The organism is Corallincola spongiicola, assembly GCF_004284785.1.
GTDB lineage: Bacteria > Pseudomonadota > Gammaproteobacteria > Enterobacterales > Neiellaceae > Corallincola > Corallincola holothuriorum.
In genome coordinates, this window is record NZ_SHLY01000004.1 from 49,453 (window position 1) to 65,539 (window position 16,087).

General features: G+C 49.5%; 13 protein-coding genes and 3 tRNA genes. 9 read left to right on the forward strand and 7 right to left on the reverse strand.

Features of this window, described 5'->3' with window-relative positions; translation table 11 throughout:
- Positions 1 to 21 precede the first annotated feature (21 nt).
- Positions 22 to 861, reverse strand: coding sequence for an ion transporter (locus tag EXY25_RS12370; protein ID WP_114338305.1), 840 nt, complete (start codon positions 859 to 861; stop codon positions 22 to 24).
- Positions 862 to 1,006: 145 nt separating this feature from the next.
- Here EXY25_RS12370 and EXY25_RS12375 point away from each other — a divergent pair, with 145 nt between their 5' ends.
- Together EXY25_RS12375 and EXY25_RS12380 are read left to right on the forward strand one after the other, a co-directional pair.
- Positions 1,007 to 1,621 (forward strand): glutathione S-transferase family protein, encoded by a 615-nt coding sequence (locus tag EXY25_RS12375; RefSeq protein ID WP_130567013.1) that lies wholly within the window; start codon positions 1,007 to 1,009, stop codon positions 1,619 to 1,621.
- Positions 1,622 to 1,709: 88 nt separating this feature from the next.
- Positions 1,710 to 2,477 carry a substrate-binding periplasmic protein gene (locus EXY25_RS12380; RefSeq protein WP_165419352.1) on the forward strand — a complete coding sequence of 256 codons (768 nt, stop codon included), beginning with the start codon at positions 1,710 to 1,712 and terminating at the stop codon, positions 2,475 to 2,477.
- 45 nt (positions 2,478 to 2,522) lie between these two features.
- Here EXY25_RS12380 and EXY25_RS12385 read toward each other — a convergent pair whose 3' ends face one another.
- Together EXY25_RS12385 and EXY25_RS12390 are read right to left on the reverse strand one after the other, a co-directional pair.
- Positions 2,523 to 3,089, reverse strand: a complete 567-nt coding sequence (locus EXY25_RS12385; protein ID WP_130567015.1) for a DUF4136 domain-containing protein — start codon at positions 3,087 to 3,089, stop codon at positions 2,523 to 2,525.
- A 15-nt stretch (positions 3,090 to 3,104) separates the two neighbouring features.
- Positions 3,105 to 4,235, reverse strand: a complete 1,131-nt coding sequence (locus EXY25_RS12390) for a M14 family metallopeptidase (protein ID WP_114338301.1) — start codon at positions 4,233 to 4,235, stop codon at positions 3,105 to 3,107.
- 222 nt (positions 4,236 to 4,457) lie between these two features.
- On the opposite strand from EXY25_RS12390, the gene EXY25_RS12395 reads away from it, so the two are divergent.
- The 4 genes from EXY25_RS12395 to EXY25_RS12410 all read left to right on the forward strand — a co-directional run bounded on the left by EXY25_RS12395 (position 4,458) and on the right by EXY25_RS12410 (position 8,451).
- Positions 4,458 to 5,579 (forward strand): S-(hydroxymethyl)glutathione dehydrogenase/class III alcohol dehydrogenase, encoded by a 1,122-nt coding sequence (locus tag EXY25_RS12395; RefSeq protein ID WP_130567016.1) that lies wholly within the window; start codon positions 4,458 to 4,460, stop codon positions 5,577 to 5,579.
- Positions 5,580 to 5,789: 210 nt separating this feature from the next.
- On the forward strand, positions 5,790 to 7,148 hold the full coding sequence (locus tag EXY25_RS12400; RefSeq protein ID WP_130567017.1) for a (Fe-S)-binding protein: 1,359 nt from the start codon (positions 5,790 to 5,792) through the stop codon (positions 7,146 to 7,148).
- Between the two features lie 319 nt (positions 7,149 to 7,467).
- Positions 7,468 to 7,543 (forward strand) — tRNA-Thr (locus EXY25_RS12405).
- Positions 7,544 to 7,806: 263 nt separating this feature from the next.
- Positions 7,807 to 8,451: a protein-tyrosine phosphatase family protein gene (locus EXY25_RS12410; RefSeq protein ID WP_130567018.1), complete on the forward strand. Its 645-nt coding sequence runs from the start codon at positions 7,807 to 7,809 to the stop codon at positions 8,449 to 8,451.
- A gap of 93 nt (positions 8,452 to 8,544) precedes the next feature.
- Here EXY25_RS12410 and EXY25_RS12415 read toward each other — a convergent pair whose 3' ends face one another.
- Together EXY25_RS12415 and EXY25_RS12420 are read right to left on the reverse strand one after the other, a co-directional pair.
- Positions 8,545 to 9,195 (reverse strand): SMI1/KNR4 family protein, encoded by a 651-nt coding sequence (locus EXY25_RS12415; RefSeq protein WP_130567019.1) that lies wholly within the window; start codon positions 9,193 to 9,195, stop codon positions 8,545 to 8,547.
- A gap of 95 nt (positions 9,196 to 9,290) precedes the next feature.
- Positions 9,291 to 9,869 carry a hypothetical protein gene (locus EXY25_RS12420; protein WP_130567020.1) on the reverse strand — a complete coding sequence of 193 codons (579 nt, stop codon included), beginning with the start codon at positions 9,867 to 9,869 and terminating at the stop codon, positions 9,291 to 9,293.
- A gap of 572 nt (positions 9,870 to 10,441) precedes the next feature.
- Between EXY25_RS12420 and EXY25_RS12425 the strand changes: the two genes are divergently transcribed.
- From EXY25_RS12425 to EXY25_RS12435, 3 genes are all read left to right on the forward strand, one after another.
- Positions 10,442 to 10,517: transfer RNA gene (locus tag EXY25_RS12425), tRNA-Phe, on the forward strand.
- Between the two features lie 3 nt (positions 10,518 to 10,520).
- Positions 10,521 to 10,607: transfer RNA gene (locus tag EXY25_RS12430), tRNA-Leu, on the forward strand.
- Positions 10,608 to 10,783: 176 nt separating this feature from the next.
- Positions 10,784 to 11,797 carry a gluconeogenesis factor YvcK family protein gene (locus EXY25_RS12435; protein ID WP_130567021.1) on the forward strand — a complete coding sequence of 338 codons (1,014 nt, stop codon included), beginning with the start codon at positions 10,784 to 10,786 and terminating at the stop codon, positions 11,795 to 11,797.
- A 48-nt stretch (positions 11,798 to 11,845) separates the two neighbouring features.
- On the opposite strand, the gene EXY25_RS12440 is transcribed toward EXY25_RS12435, so the two are convergent.
- A complete protein-coding gene (locus EXY25_RS12440; RefSeq protein WP_165419353.1) occupies positions 11,846 to 13,408 on the reverse strand; it encodes a phospholipase D family protein in 1,563 nt (520 codons plus the stop codon).
- 116 nt (positions 13,409 to 13,524) lie between these two features.
- The gene (locus tag EXY25_RS12445) at positions 13,525 to 15,960 is read right to left on the reverse strand and encodes an EAL domain-containing protein (protein WP_130567023.1); all 2,436 of its coding nucleotides are present in this window, start codon (positions 15,958 to 15,960) and stop codon (positions 13,525 to 13,527) included.
- Positions 15,961 to 16,087 lie beyond the last annotated feature (127 nt).

Genomic DNA, 16,087 nt, shown 5'->3' on the forward strand with positions numbered 1-16,087 from the left:
ACCAGTAAGGCAACACACTCGCTAGCTGTGGGGATTATCTTTTATCAGCGGCTCTGGCAGTTCACTGCCACAAAATTTACAAAACTCGGCGTCAGCCTCGTGCCCCCCCCGCTCACACTGAGTGCAACGCGTTAAGCTACGTTGGCGCAAGATCTCTGTCGATAACTCAGCGGTCACAATACCGGTCGGCACTGCAAGAATGGCATAGCCAGTGAGCATCACTAATGCGGCGACAGCCTGCCCTAACGGCGTTTGTGGTGAAATGTCGCCATAACCGACTGTGGTCAACGTCACCACCGCCCAGTAAATAGAGATCGGAATACTGGTAAAGCCATGCTCTGGCCCTTCAATAGCAAACATCAACGCGCCAAACAAAACGATCAACACACCGACAGACAAAAAGAACACCAGAATTTTACGTTTTGACTGCACCAGAGAGCGGATCAACACGTTGGCTTCACCCAGATAGCGCACCAGTTTCAGCACTCTGAAGATGCGCAACACACGCAACAAACGGATCAGTAGCAAGTACTGCGCGCCCGCCACCAACAGAGCCAAATAACTCGGCAATACGGCCAACAAATCGACCACGCCAAAGAAAGAGCGGGCATACGCCAAGGGTTTCGGCGATATCCACAACCGCAACAGGTACTCAGCGGTAAACAGCAGAGTAAAGCCCCACTCCAATGACCAGAGTACGGATTCAAACTCACTGTTGAATCCCTCAACAGAATCGATCACCACCACCACGACACTCAAAAGGATGGCAATGATTAAACTGATATCGTAATAGCGTCCAGCACGGGTTTGTGTGCCAAAAATAATCTCGAACAGCTGGGTTCTTGCAGATTGCAGATTCATTTGCAGTGTAGGCTTCAAGTCAGTTCAATTGAGTTTAATAAACAACGGAATAGGCGACTACTTTCGCCAACTCATTGCACAATTACAACCTGTGATGGTGGATAACTTGATATATGCTTAGCTATTGGCCAAAAGGAAGTTACCTATGATCACGCTTTATGGTTACCCACGTACCCGCTCACTCCGCGTCTCCTGGACGTTAGAAGAGCTCCAACTCCCCTACAGTTATCAGCTGATAGACCTGAAAAAAGCACAACACAAACAAGCTGAGTTTTTAGCGATTAACCCTTTCGGCAAAATTCCAGCCCTTGCTGATGGCGACTTGGTGCTCACAGAGTCTGCCGCTATTTGCCTCTATCTGGCTGAAAAAGCGGGCAAGTTGCTACCAGAAAAAGGCTCGCATGCATCCGGGCTACACCATCAATGGGTAAATTTTATCGGCAACGAACTAGAGCAACCGCTGTGGACAATGGCGAAACACAGATTTGCCCTGCCGGAACATCTGCGCCATGAAGCGGTGATAGAAACAGCCGTTTGGGAGTTTGAACAAGCCTTGGCAACGGCGGAAGCTTGGGTGCCAGAACAAGGCTACCTGCTTGGTGACGATTTCCATATCGCCGACATATTGCTCACCCACACACTGAACTGGGCAATGACATCGGAGCAGCGCTTGCCCAGCAAGCTAGCGGCCTACCGAAAGCGGGTAAAATCAAGGCCAACCATGGCTAAAGCGCTAGAAAAGGAGCTAAGTCACCTATAAGATTGAGTCTATTGCTGTTGCGATTGTTTTCCCATCTCCAACAACAATCGCAACAATCTCTTATAACTCCGGCAAAAAGGACACCACCGTGGTTGTAGTTCGACTGTTATCTAAATGCGTCTTAGCCTGTGGTTTATTGTCTCCTGCTTTAAGCGCCACGCCTAATAACCTCACTGTGGGTTATGGCTATCACAACGCGCCACCCTACGCGATCATTTCAACCGGTACCCTGCAAAGCGGCATCATCAAGGATATCGCTGACGCCCTGGCCGCAAAAGCCAATATCAAGGTCAGCTTCAAAGAGGTCAACCGGCTTGATTTAGATAACCAGCTGAACACAGGCGAACTGGATATGAACTGTATTGCCAATCCGGCATGGTTCAAGCAACCGGAGCGCTTTGTCTGGTCCGGCCCACTCTTCGTGGAACAGGATCGGCTATACGGACCACCAGATGACAAACGTAAAGTGGATGAAATTGGCGATCTATCGTTAACCCGCGTCGGCACCATACGGGGCTTTCACTACCCCACGCTGGAGTTACAGTTTGAACAACACAATATCCAACGTAGTGATGCATCCAAACATGCTGACAACTTTGCCGCCTTGCTCAACCAACAAGTTGACTATGTTATCGCCGACAATATAACCACCAATTATCTGGTACACAGCTCGGGGGAACAGAGGTTCACCCAACACCAATTGAAAATTTCCGAGCATCAGGTGCACTGTATGTTCTCAGCCAAATCTAAGTTTGATACCAAACAGCTCGCTAGCTTGTTAGACAAACTGGCTGAAAGTGGTGAGATAGACAGGATCATCAACCATTATGCAGGTGAAGTACCCGGCGGCCGCTAAGCCACCGGTTTTATCGGCTGGAGAAATGCGTCGTTAAACGACGATTTATAACGGTGGGAACGGTGCCAGAATATCAACCACACTCTGGCGGATAATCACATCACGCTCTTCTGGCGCCACGTTTTTCTTCACCCGACTGCTCATAGAACCACGCCAGATCACCTGCTTTTTTACCGGATCAATCATATCGATCAGCAAGGTGCCAACCTGGTACTCTCGAACACGGGTATTGGAAACGCCAAAACCACCAACACGATCGCGGTGATAGCTGCGATACCCCCAACGACTGTAATAATTATCCACGTTGTACTTGGTATCAATCACCAGGTGATACGCCAACAAGACATCGGCTTGCTCACTATCAACCAAGGTCATCCCTCGACGTGACAACTCGGCATCCACCGACTCCTGCACCCGCAACGCATGTAAACTGGTGGTTTGCGCATCTTCCGGCGGCTGAGCCAACCAAGCATAAGTTTTCATCTGCAGAAAATCATAGCTGGTGTCGTAATCCACATCGGTCCGCGGTTTGCTGGTGCAGGCAAACAGAGTCATCATTAACATCAGTCCGACTAACCACTTCAACGGGCTTAACAGCCGATTGTTCGCCATGGGAGCTCCTTTTTTCTACCTAACCAGTTCCGGCAGTACCTTGAGTATGGCACTAAGATTGGCTTCACCTAACCGGCGGCAACGGTCTGGCGACCACCCTTCATCATGATCAGGGGTATCGATGGTGTCTTTAAACGGCATCTCCAAGGTCATCGCCAGACAGTCAAACGTCTCGGCCATATAGTTGGTACAGATCCGCAGATCCGCAGTGCCGGGCGCATCAATCTCATAGCCATGCTCAGTTTGAAAATCTGGCGACGCTACCACTAACGCATCCATATAGGATTTCTGCAGCCCTGCCTGACGTGGCGTCCAGCTCGGATTCCCCTCAGCACCAGCAATAAAGTTGTAGGGCAACGCCTCGTCGCCATGTACGTCAAGACAGAAATCGACCCCCGTCTGCTGCATCTTTGCACGCACATAGTAGACTTCAGGGCTGCGCTCTAATGTCGGCGTCTGCCATTCACGATTAAGATTGGCACCACAAGCGTTCGTCCGCAGATGACCACGGCGACTGCCATCAGGATTCATATTCGGTACCACATAAAACACCGCTTTATCTAGCACCGTACGCGCCACTGGATCTGACTCATCCAATAAACGCTCAAGAAAACCTTCCATCCACCAAGAGGCCATAGTTTCACCAGGGTGTTGGCGACCAATGACCCAACAGGTCAACTTACCTTCACCTGGCTCACCAATGGTCAGCAGATCCATATCCTGACCATCCAAAGTCTGACCAAGCACCTCAGTACTCACTAACGGTGAATGCTGCAAACTGGCAATAAAGTCCGCACAACGCTCAGTAGAATAAGGCGCAAAATAGGCGTAATAGACGGAGTTTAACGACGGTGTATGTTTAATCGTCAACGTGTCACCATCAAATTCACTGTCGACTCGAAACCAGTATTCCCGATCGTAAGACGCCACCGCCTGATAACCTTGCCAACCTGGGGGGTAGGCTGACTTCGCCAGATCAGTTAACTTAATCTGGCAAGTCTGCTCAGCGGCACCGCTTAAGCGAAAATAAAACCACTGGTAAAAATCAGACTGATTGTCTTTTGGAATAGCTAACTGAATATCATCTGCGCGTTCGCAGGAAATGACCTCGATCTTACCACCGTCAAACTGGCTGGAAATCTTCATCGACTCTCTCTCTGGCTTGGGTTAGCAACCCTATTATTGTCTTTTTGTTAGTCAGTTAACTTCGGTGAGAAGTTCACCTCAGCACTGACAATAATCCAATATAACAAATCATACGTATCTCATTGTCTATACGAGTAATTAAACCTCTGACGTTTTTGTTAGCCAGCCGTGACAGTTATAGCTATGGTTAATGTCGAACAATCTAAGAATAAGGAACTCCCGATGATTAATGCACGTGCCGCCGTCGCCTGGAAAGCTGGCGCTCCGCTTACCATTGAAACCGTGCAAGTCGCGCCGCCAAAGGCGGGAGAAGTATTACTGCGCATGGTCGCCAGTGGCGTCTGCCACACCGATGCATTTACCCTTTCGGGCGATGATCCTGAAGGGTTATTCCCCGTTATTCTTGGTCATGAAGGTGGCGCCATTGTAGAAGAGATTGGCGCAGGCGTAACCAGTGTTAGCGTCGGTGATCATGTGATCCCGCTCTACACCCCTGAATGCGGCAAGTGCAAATTCTGCCTGTCAGGGAAAACCAACCTCTGCCAAGCAATACGTGTTACCCAAGGCCAAGGATTAATGCCAGACGGCACCAGCCGTTTCAGCCTCGATGGTCAACCCCTGCTCCACTATATGGGTACATCGACATTTAGTGAGTACACCGTCGTACCCGAAATCGCGGTTGCCAAGATTAATAAGTCAGCACCGCTAGACAAAGCCTGCCTACTCGGTTGCGGCGTCACCACCGGCATTGGTGCAGTGCTCAATACCGCCAAAGTGCAGCCCGGTGACACCGTTGCCGTCTTTGGCCTTGGCGGTATTGGCCTGTCCGTGATCTTAGGCGCACAGATCGCCGGCGCTGGACGCATCATTGCGGTGGATATCAACCCTGGCAAATTCGAATTGGCGAAGCAGTTGGGAGCCACAGATTGCGTCAACCCGAAGGATCATGGGGCAACGATACAGGAAGTGCTGGTCGAGATGACCGACGGTGGCGTTGACTTCTCGTTCGAGTGTATTGGTAACGTGGACCTGATGCGCTCCGCATTAGAGTGCTGCCACAAAGGGTGGGGCGAATCGGTGATCATCGGGGTGGCCGGTGCAGGTCAGGAGATATCCACCCGTCCGTTTCAACTGGTCACAGGCAGAGTATGGCGTGGCAGTGCCTTTGGCGGTGTCAAAGGGCGCAGCGAACTGCCCGACTATGTCGAACGCTACCTCAATGGCGAGTTCCCACTGGATGTGTTTGTTACCCACACCATGCCATTGGATGAGATTAACCACGCTTTCGATCTGATGCATGAGGGTAAGAGCATCCGCTCCGTGCTGCTGTTTGATAAGCCCTAATCTTACTCTCAACAAAAAGCCGCAACAGCGAGTCTTTATATCATCGGCAGGAATGTGGCACTTACGACGCTGCACCTGCCTTTGTCAGCTTTCTGCCAGCCGCTCCCCTATATTCAGCCTGCTAACCCCCTAGTTCAGTAGATCAGCCTCGGCACACTTCTTGATGTATTAACTCTTTTAGCTTGATAGCCAACACGTCGATAGGTATTTATGAAGAGTGAGCTGGATTGGTCTAACTATCATGACCAAGGCATGGGCGATGCCTACGCCGACATCCCCAAACAGGGGGGAGACTTCGCTAAAGCCATATCGGTATGCATTCGCAGCGGAGTTTGTGAACAGCAACAAACTGGCGTGATGTGCCCCAGCTTTCGCATCAGCAGTGATCCACACCTCTCCCCCGGCGGACGCGTCAAACTGCTAAAACAGATACTTAATCAGCCTGACATCGAATCACCAGTTAGCAGTAAAACGCTCGACGCCGCGATGGATCAATGTGTCGCTTGCAAGGGATGCCAACGGGAGTGTGAAAACAACCTCGATATGGCACTGATCAAGACGGAATACCTCGCACAAAAGCTAAAAAATCAGCGCCTGTCTCTACGCAACCGCCTCTTCGCCTATCACCCCTTCCTGTTGCACAAATATCCCTGGTTAAGTCACCTGATCCGTTGGCGGAACCGCAGCAGTCTACTGGCATATTTGGGTGACAAATGGCTAAAAATCGCCGCCTCCGTGCCGCTACCAGAGGTTGCCACTAGGCCGTTTATTGCAAACCGTACCGTATACGAGCCACTCGCCTTTCGGGCAGGATTCAGTCATTCGGTGGTGTTATGGCTAGACAGCTTTACCACGCTCTTCAATCCAGAACAGGGTGAAGCAGCGCTACAGTTGCTACGCAAAGCAGGCTATAAAGTGTGGCTGATCGATCCACACAGCTCTGCCAACGAAACGCCACTGGATAGTGGTCGAACTTTGCTATCTCAAGGGCTGGTCGCCGAAGCCCGCGAACAAGCTAAGTGCCTGCTACAAGCACTCAGCCCCCACATAGAGAAACAGCGCCCGATCATTGGCTTGGAGCCCTCCACCCTATTAATGCTGCGCGATGAATACCAAGCACTGGGACTCGGCGAGATAGCGGCTAAAGCAGCTAAGCTAGCGCAACTACTGGAGGAGTTTATTGCCCGAGAGAAGATCAACGGGCGTTTCAATCTCAGTTTTAATAGCGGCAAACAACATGCGCCCATACTGGTTCACGGTCACTGCCACCAAAAAGCGGTCGGCGCAATGAGGTCGATGCGTAAAGCGCTGCGCTTACTGCCCGACTTAGACGTCAGCTTTATTAAGTCGAGCTGCTGCGGCATGGGTGGCACCTTTGGCTTGGAAAGCGAACACATTGCGCAATCCCAGCAAATGGCCAACCTGTCTCTGGTACCAAAAATAGTTGCGGCCCCTGAAGCCGATCTAGTCTGTAACGGCTTTGGCTGCGGCCAGCAAATCTATGCCATGACTGGCCGCCGCCCCCGCCACCTGGCCAACGTACTCGCAGAGATGATAGAGGATGAATAGATGCTATTTGCGCAGCGCGCGAAACAAGAAACTCATCGCGCCATCGCCTGACGGACAAGCGAAAACCGTTATCTCAGGCTATTCGCCCGCTAGCGCGAAGGTGATAGCAAAATAGCCATTGCAAACCAGTGACTGCAAATTCGACTAGAAAACCAGCTAATAGCGACGATTACGAACAGATTTCAAACGATTCATAAATTAATGACCGATTTATGAAAAAAGTATCAAAACAAGCGTTGACACTCCACGGCCAGATAAGTAATATCTCGCGCCGTGGTGAGGGAGATGTCAACGGCAACGTTGATGCCCTATACACACCGCCGGCTTAGCTCAGTTGGTAGAGCAACTGACTTGTAATCAGTAGGTCGCCAGTTCGACTCCGGCAGCCGGCACCAAATTTAAGAGAAAGGCTTAACTCGAAAGGGTTAAGCCTTTTTTCTTTGTCTGATGAAAAATAGATGCAAAACAGAAATTCACGAAAACCGACCGCACAAAGATAAGCGGACGTGTCATCACAACTTCCTTAGCCATCAATCACTTAAAAGCACAGAAGCCAACTTAACGCTGGATGAGTGTTGCTGTTCTATATGTCGCGTGCGGTCTGTTGAATGAGCACGTAAGATGAATAGAACGCGACAACTAATCTCGAGACAGACCCGTGGCAATAGATGAACTGATTAGCAGGATTGAAGCACAACTGACTACTGGTCCATACGACCCTGCTGTGAATAAAGCATTAATTGCAGACGCAAAAGTGATGATGGCTGATGACCTCGCGGCAAAAAAGCGGCTTGGCCCACTGATTGGTCGCCTAAAAACCGCCCCCCCGCCAAGTAACGATGTGGATTTAAACTGGCTTGAGCTATCCCATGGTGGCATAGCCATTGGCCACCGACCCAAAATGAAATTGCTGAAAAATATGCAAGCATCTGGTGTCACCCACATTATGACCTTGCTGTCTGAAAAAGAGGGCGCTAAAGAGATTGGGCGGGCAGCAGAGCAGCAGGGGTTAACGTGGCTGTGGTTACCCTTGCCATCGGCTGAGCCTCCAGCACAAGATCGCGTCGAAGCGATCAATGAACTATTTAGCCACTGCGTAGATGCACTGCAAGCACAGGCCAAAATCTACATTCACTGTTCTGCGGGGATCCATCGTACCGGCATGATCGCTTATGCGCTCTTAAGGTACATGGGATTTAACTCTTCAAAGTCAGAATCCCTGTTAGCTGATTTACGAGGCGTAACCGCGAATGAAGTGGGTGATCATAGAAAGCGCTGGGGTGATCAATTTTCTGGTCAATAGCCTGATGCGAGTCCGAGAAAGCAATTAGGCTTAAAACACCTGCTGAGGTACTCAATCAACACTAATCGCTACTGTTGAACTTCAAATTTGATGCTAAGCCTTGATCCCAAGGACTTCTCTAAGCTTGATTGCATTAGCGCAACTTCCGTTTATATGCTTTTTCCCGTTTTCAATAAATGGCAGTTGTTGCCAATCTTCACCGCCAACGCACCCTATGAGGCTACTTTCAAAAACGAAATCTTTGAAGTTTTTTGCTAGCTCGACTCCGTGCCCATCACCATCATCATGGCTTAAATAAACAACAGGCTCCGCCTCAGCGGAAGACAGATCAATTGCCAAATAATCGCCGTTTCCTACCTCATGAAACGCAAGCTTGTTGTGCCAAACAACATCATATGGATCTTCTTTGTTTGGAAAACATTCTTCGACCCAACCATTCTTAGACTCATTGAAATCATAGAGCCAATCTAGTGACCAATGCCTGTCACACGAAAATATCTCCGACAATTCGCCTTCTAGTTCAAATTTATCAGGAAGAAACCAACGGTACTCAACTTTCCTTGAGAAATTAAGCAAAACCTCTTTCAGTGACTTAGGCAAAGGAAAACCTAGCTTTTCCTCTATACCAGAAATCTCTTCTTCAGTTGCTGGCTCCTCTATGGTGAAAGCTTGGACATCACCTCCGATAGCTTTTACAGCATTAGCGAAGGCCTTCCAGTTATCTATGATTTCGCTATATTCCATGATTCACTCTTGAGGCATAACGCTCAAAACAGGGGCGACAGGAGCTCGCGGAGGGAGTCCCAGCCGCGCTTTTTGCGGCGGTTTGGTTTTGCTTGTTATGTCTTCTGTACTTCATTACAAGCCAACGTATCTAGTACCGTAAGTATAAGAAGTATTTTGTTAATGTTAACAGTCGCTTGCTTGTGCTCGTAGATATAGCGCCAATCAACAAAAGCGTTGTTTATTGTTTTTAAATGATCTTTGAACAAACTGGCCTCAACTTGAAAAACAGCAGATTTGTCCTTTGTTATTTTGTTTATTTGGTCTTTGAGCTTATTCGGCAATAGCTTGAATAGCGATGAAAGAGTGTGCGTATTTTTGCTTTGGTCAGACAGCCTTAAAAGGGTTTTCAGGTACATCTCACTAGCAAACGCCGCGTTTACAACGAAAGGAGCACAAGCTTCAGGGTTATATGGAGGCACTAGCAATGACGCCTGATGAATATCCCTGGATATTTTGGAAAATGAACGCGCCTGTCTGAACATCAGTTTGCTCTGACTTTGCTCAGCGAACAGCCCCTCTCTTTTGAGGATCTCTATTGCCTTTTCTGCATTCCCTATAGGGCTTCCAGTGTCTGCTATTTCACCAACTTTTGTCCCTTTAGAGATTACACCAAGTGTTTTGTCCTTGGTCATTTAATCGTTTCCTCGAAGAAGACATAACAGCGTATTAGACAGAATTCTCACTAAGTCGCGCATCCGTCAATCAACTATCTCACCAATATACGTCCTTAACTTTCGCTCTATCAACTAGTTAACTCACAGTTGGGGGGTTACACCCGTACCTGTGGCGGTGAAAGCGGTGTTACTGGGTTCTTATCGGCACACAAGCAAAAACTAAATAATCAACAAAGTCAATTAACTAAACAGATCCGCCTGGTAGAATAGAAGAACTTGATTCTACATAAATACGCTGAAGCAATAAGGCTTGCCTGCTGACCCCCTGCACCACCACGATTCACCTCATCGGTGCCCGCTTATTTTCTGTCAGATTTTGCTGAAAGCAGCACTAGTGCACCCTATGCCCTTACTGGCGCTGAACCACGATGGCGCCAATTTTTACGCTGAGATCTGTAAATCGAACAAAGCTTGAACAAACAGCAAAAAGTTAGCCCCTGCAGGCTTGACAATTGCCGCGCAAATCTATTTAATGCGCCCCACTTACCGCGTAAGCGCTGCTTGCAGCCAGCCTTAAGTGATGTAGATATGCCCAGATAGCTCAGTCGGTAGAGCAGGGGATTGAAAATCCCCGTGTCCCTGGTTCGATTCCGGGTCTGGGCACCACTTGCAGATGTGGTGGAATTGGTAGACACGCTAGCTTCAGGTGCTAGTGCCTTCACGGGCGTGGGAGTTCAAGTCTCCCCATCTGCACCAAATTTATAAAAAAACCCGCTCACCGAGCGGGTTTTTTTATGCCTGATTTCACATATTTCTGTTCTGTTACCGAACATTAGTTGCCTGTATCACTGTTCGGTAGTCATCGCTTTACACATTAATGACACTGCACCATAGTTGTGCCAGCAAACGTCGGAAACCGTTGGAGCCTCTCCATGAGTCAGTTGGACAGCCAAGACAATCTGCAAAGTCCACAAGCCACACAAACCCGTATCGTCACGATCGGTGGCGGTAGTGGCCAGTATGCCCTGCTCTCCTCTTTACGTGATATGCCCAATGTGGCGATCACGGCGGTGGTCTCTATGACCGACAGTGGCGGCAGTACCGGAAAACTGCGCGATGAGTTAGGCATCTTACCGCCGGGTGATGTGTTGAAGTGCATTCTGGCGTTATCACCACAGCGAGAAGTGGCGCGAGAGCTGTTGCTAAAACGCTTCAGCAGCGGTGAACGACTGATGGGACACAATGCAGGCAATATGCTGCTCACCATGCTGGGCCAATATGCCGGTTCGTTTCAGGAGGGGATTAAAGCACTGGCTGAAATTCTCGATGTTAAAGGCGACATTTTACCTGTCACCACAGACAAGGCGACACTGGTCGCAGAGCTGACCAATGGTGATCGGGTCTTTGGTGAAAGTGCCATCGACCTGCCACGGGGAGATCAGCGAGAGAAGATCTCTTCCGTATTTCTGGTGCCGCACCATACCGATCAGGTATCCGTGAATCCTCCGGTATTACAACAGATCTTAGATGCCCATATGATCCTGATTGGGCCAGGGGATCTCTATACCAGTATCGTGCCTAACTTATTGGTACCGGGAGTAAAAGAGGCGCTGCAAAACAGTCGTGCTCGGATCTGTTATCTGACCAACATCATGACCAAATTTGGTGAAACCGACAGTTACCATGCAGAAGATTTCATTCGTGAGGTCGAAGCTTATGTTGGACGGCCACTGGATGAGATCATCTATAACGAAGGCCGCCCCCCGGAAAAAATCCTGAGCCGATATGCGGAACAGAAAAGCACCTTTGTTCGCTTTAAGGATATCGCCGAGTGCGCGCAGCGTTATCGTTTACACAACTATGATCTGGTAGATAGCCAAGCCGACATCGCCCGTCATGACAGCGGTAAGCTGGCCGCCGCGCTATCACGGTTGTTAGCTGCTTAATCGGCAGTTAACTCGCAAACCACACCTTAAAGCTGTCGCACAGGGCAACTAAAGAATTGGATCCAGGGGCAACAATTTAAAGCCCATGAGCTTGGCACGTTTGGCCAGCGACGCATGTTTATCTGGATTATCACCTTTGGTTACTCGCCAACTATTCACCGGCAGCATGTCGTTGAGAATGCTTTGCTCAAGACGGCTCGACAAGGTGGGCTCGTTAAATAGCGCCCCAACCTCGGTGTTCAAGTTAGCCGAACGCGGATCAAGATTAAACGTGCCAACGTACGCCAGCTGACCGTCCACCACGAAGCTTTTTGCGTGCAAAGCAAATATCGGCTCACGCCCCGCGCCCTGCACTTGCGGGTACCTTGCCATCAGGGTGCGCTGCGATAGTGGGTGCGGCCTAAACTCATAGAGCTCAACACCGATCGCCAGTAGATCTTCCCGTATTTTTGCGTAACCGCTAAAGGCTGGAAGGTTATCCGTTGACGCCAGAGAATTAGTGACAATTTTTACTTTCACCCCTTGGGCTATTTTGTCAGCAAAAAAATCCATCCCCCCTTCTGGCAGAATCAGATAGGGCGACTGAATAGTGATTGTACGTTTCGCACTGGCCAGCACTTGCACCAAGGAGTCCGTTGAACGACCACCGCCTTTCAGCCCCTCTTTACCGCTGTTTTTCCCCGGCATATCGTGAACAAATTTCACCTCTGTCCACACCAGCGCATCGACCAACTCGCTAAAGCGTCTGGGTAAGTCTGCCAGTGCTTGCCGCACCTCCGGCGCAAAGTTGGCTGGGTCCTGCGCATACAGGTGCAGTTGCTGCTGAAATTCATGCACTTGCTGCTGGGTTAGTTGTTGCTTGGAGTGTTGCAGAAGATCGCTGATCGGCTTAGACAGATCACTTTGCCAAAACTGCTCAAAGTTGCTTGTCATCTGCTTAACCGCCTGCCCCACTAACAGAATATCGCGATCACGAAAGTTATACTGCTGGTCGAAGTCGTAGTATTCGTCGGCCATATTGCGCCCGCCAGTGATGCCAACCACGCCATCAAACGTGGCTGTTTTATCATGCATCCGCTGGTTCACCTGCCTGAATCCCAAGGCGATATTCAAAAAACGTTTCACACCAGACACCCCAACTGAGTGCAGCGGGTTATATATCTTCACTTCAACATTTGGGTGCGCTTCCAATGACAACAGCGTGACATCGTCTGCATCAATCAACAGATCATCAACCAGCACCCTGACTTTAACACCGCGCTCTGCCGCACTGAGTAACGCTTCCGCCGCTAATGTTCCGATATTGTCACTGCTCCAGATAAAATACTGCACATCGATGCTGCGCTCGGCATGGGCAGTTAACCAGGCACGCCCCATTAAGGCTTCTTCGCCATACTCCAACAGATAAACACCGGTGGAGTTTTGCATCTGCGATTGCAGTGGCTGCAGGCGTTCAGTCAGGCCAATGACTGGTAGCTCGGCCTCGGCTTTGACCGGCACAACCAGCAGACAGAGTAAACCAGAGAGCAAGATAGAGGTGGGAGTAACTGCAGTGACAGGACGGCGCAGGAAAACAGCACAACAAGCGAACAGATGCAGGATCACAGCCATGGAGAAGCTCCGTGTAGAATCTATAAGGAAAAACAACAAACGCAGCATGGGGGCAGTAGATAAGTCACAGGCACCAAGCATAGAGTGCTATGCCAGATGCCTGCACCGCTTTCTGTTTAACTGGCTAATACTTGGAAAGTTCCAACCGTGCCATCGAGTAAACTAGAAACCTCTTCCGCTGGTTGCGGCTTAGCAAATGCGTACCCCTGCATCAAACGACAACCTTGTTTAAGCAGGAAGTCGCACTGTTCAGAGGTTTCCACCCCCTCAGCGATAACGTTCAAGCGCAGGTTCTTGCCCATGGCGACAATTGCCGAGGTGATCGCGGAATCATCACTGTCATCGGGCACCCCTTGCAAGAAACTACGATCGACCTTCAAGGTATCGATAGGGAACTTCTTCAGGTAGCTCAGCGATGAATAACCGGTACCAAAGTCGTCCACAGCAAACTTAATCCCCAGTTGACGGAGATCTTCGATCCGCTCCACAGTTTCTTCAGGGTTGCTCATCATCAAATCTTCGGTGATCTCCAGTGTCAGGTACTCTGCTGGGAACCCTGTTTTACTAAGGATCTCTTCAATTGATGCCACAATATCCGGCTCAATCAATTGCCGCGGCGACAAATTCACTGTCAGGGCAATATCGTAACCGGCTTGATGCCAAGCTTGCCCCTGCTGACAGGCCGTCTGCAAGACCCAATGGCCAATAGGCACAATAAGCCCGCTCTCTTCAGCAATCGGAATAAACTGCATTGGCCCCACTAAGCCCATATCGGGATGTTGCCAACGCAATAGAGCCTCAAGCGCGGTAATGCGGCCAACCTTTGCATCGACAATCGGCTGATAGTGCAGCAATAGCTCTTCACGCTCGATAGAGCTACGCAAACTCGACTCGAGTGCTAACTGCTGCAGGGAGTGAATATTCATCTGTTCAGAAAAGAACTGGTAAGTATTTTTCCCGGCATCTTTCGCTCGATACATGGCGATATCTGCATGCTTGAGCAGTGCCGATGCGTCTTTCGCATCTTTCGGGTAGGTAGCGATACCGATACTGGCAGTCACATGATATTCCTGGCCAGCCATAAAGAACGGCTGCTGTGCCGCACTGATCATTTTGGTGGCCACACCGGCGAGGAATTTGGGATCAACCAAGTCCTCAATCATCAATACAAACTCGTCTCCGCCAAGGCGAGCCAACATATCAACTTCCCGAATACACTCTCGGAATCGCTCAGAGACGGTTCTCAAGACTTGGTCACCATAGTCATGACCCAAGGTGTCATTGATCAGTTTGAAGCGATCCAAATCGATAAACAGCAAGGCCATTTTCCGATTAGACCGGCTCGCCTTAGCCACCGAGCGCTGTAACGAGCGGTTGAAGATAGAGCGATTGGGGAGCCCGGTCAGTTCATCAACGCCCGCCATGGCAATCATTTTATTCTCAACTTGCTGGCGCTCTTCGGTATCCCGGGAGATCTTTTCTTGTGCCGATACCAGCTCCGCTTTTTGTGCCAGCATTTTTTTCACCAGCTCGCCACGTTGGCGACGATAGATGGTCACAAACACTAGCAAGATGATAGTCAGCAGGATAACCGTGGTGTGACTGAGCCAATCAAACCAACGTTGCTTACTTTCTGCCGCTTGTAATGGCGCAGCGCGTTTGCTGATCTGAATTAACTTATTGAGCTCAGTCTGCAAAGCCGTCACACGTTCATTCAGTTCACGCTCGCGGGTCTGCGCTATCTCAAGTTCAGCAGCCAATTCACCACTTGTCTCGCCAACGCCTCCCTGACTTTCCGCCAAGGCTTTCTCAGCTTTTTTCCGCGCAGCACTTTCCGCAGCCAACTGTTTGCGTAACCGCTGCAAGCTGGCCTCTTTCTCGGCCACCCGCACTTCATTGTCTTTCCGCAAGGTTTCCAACAAAGAGAGTACTCGGCCTTCATCTACCGGCTGCTCAGCGATTCGATCCTTTTCTGCCTTTTCTGCTTTGAGCTTATCTGCTTTGGCCTTTTCTGCTTTGAGCTTATCTGCTTTAGCCTTATCTGCTTTGAGCTTATCTGCTTTGGCCTTATCTGCTTTGAGCTTATCTGCTTTGGCTTTTTCTGCTTTGAGCTTATCTGCTTTGGCCTTATCTGCTTTGGCCTTGGCCAACGCAATCAAAGGATCGCTGCTGTATAACCTTGGATCACCTTGAAGCTGCCATACCTCGAAGCCATCACGAGCAACATTAAGCACCATATCCTGCTTAACGTTTTTCTCTTTTCCACGGTGAATAATAAATCCAAAGCCCTTGGCTTTATCGATGACGGGGACATCGTAATAAACACCAAAGTCATCACGACCGCTGATCAACATAGGAAAACGCCAAGATACGACATGGGTTAACGCCAAATCGTCTCCCCAAAGGTGTAGTCCCCACCCCTCGTAGTCACCCGCATCCCTGTGATAGTGAATCCGCACCGTGTTAAGCGGCAATTCACTTGCAATTCCTTGATTGACCACAAGAAGCATGCAAGCGACTAAACCCAGAAAAAGTTTTTGCCAAAGCTTCATGTTTTTAATACCAAAATATTCCGTAGATTATTGGTGAGATGCACGCCAACCATCAGCATACATGCAATTCGTCCAGCGTTAGTTGTCCATTAACAAATTAGCTGACACTTTACCAAGGACTGCCGTG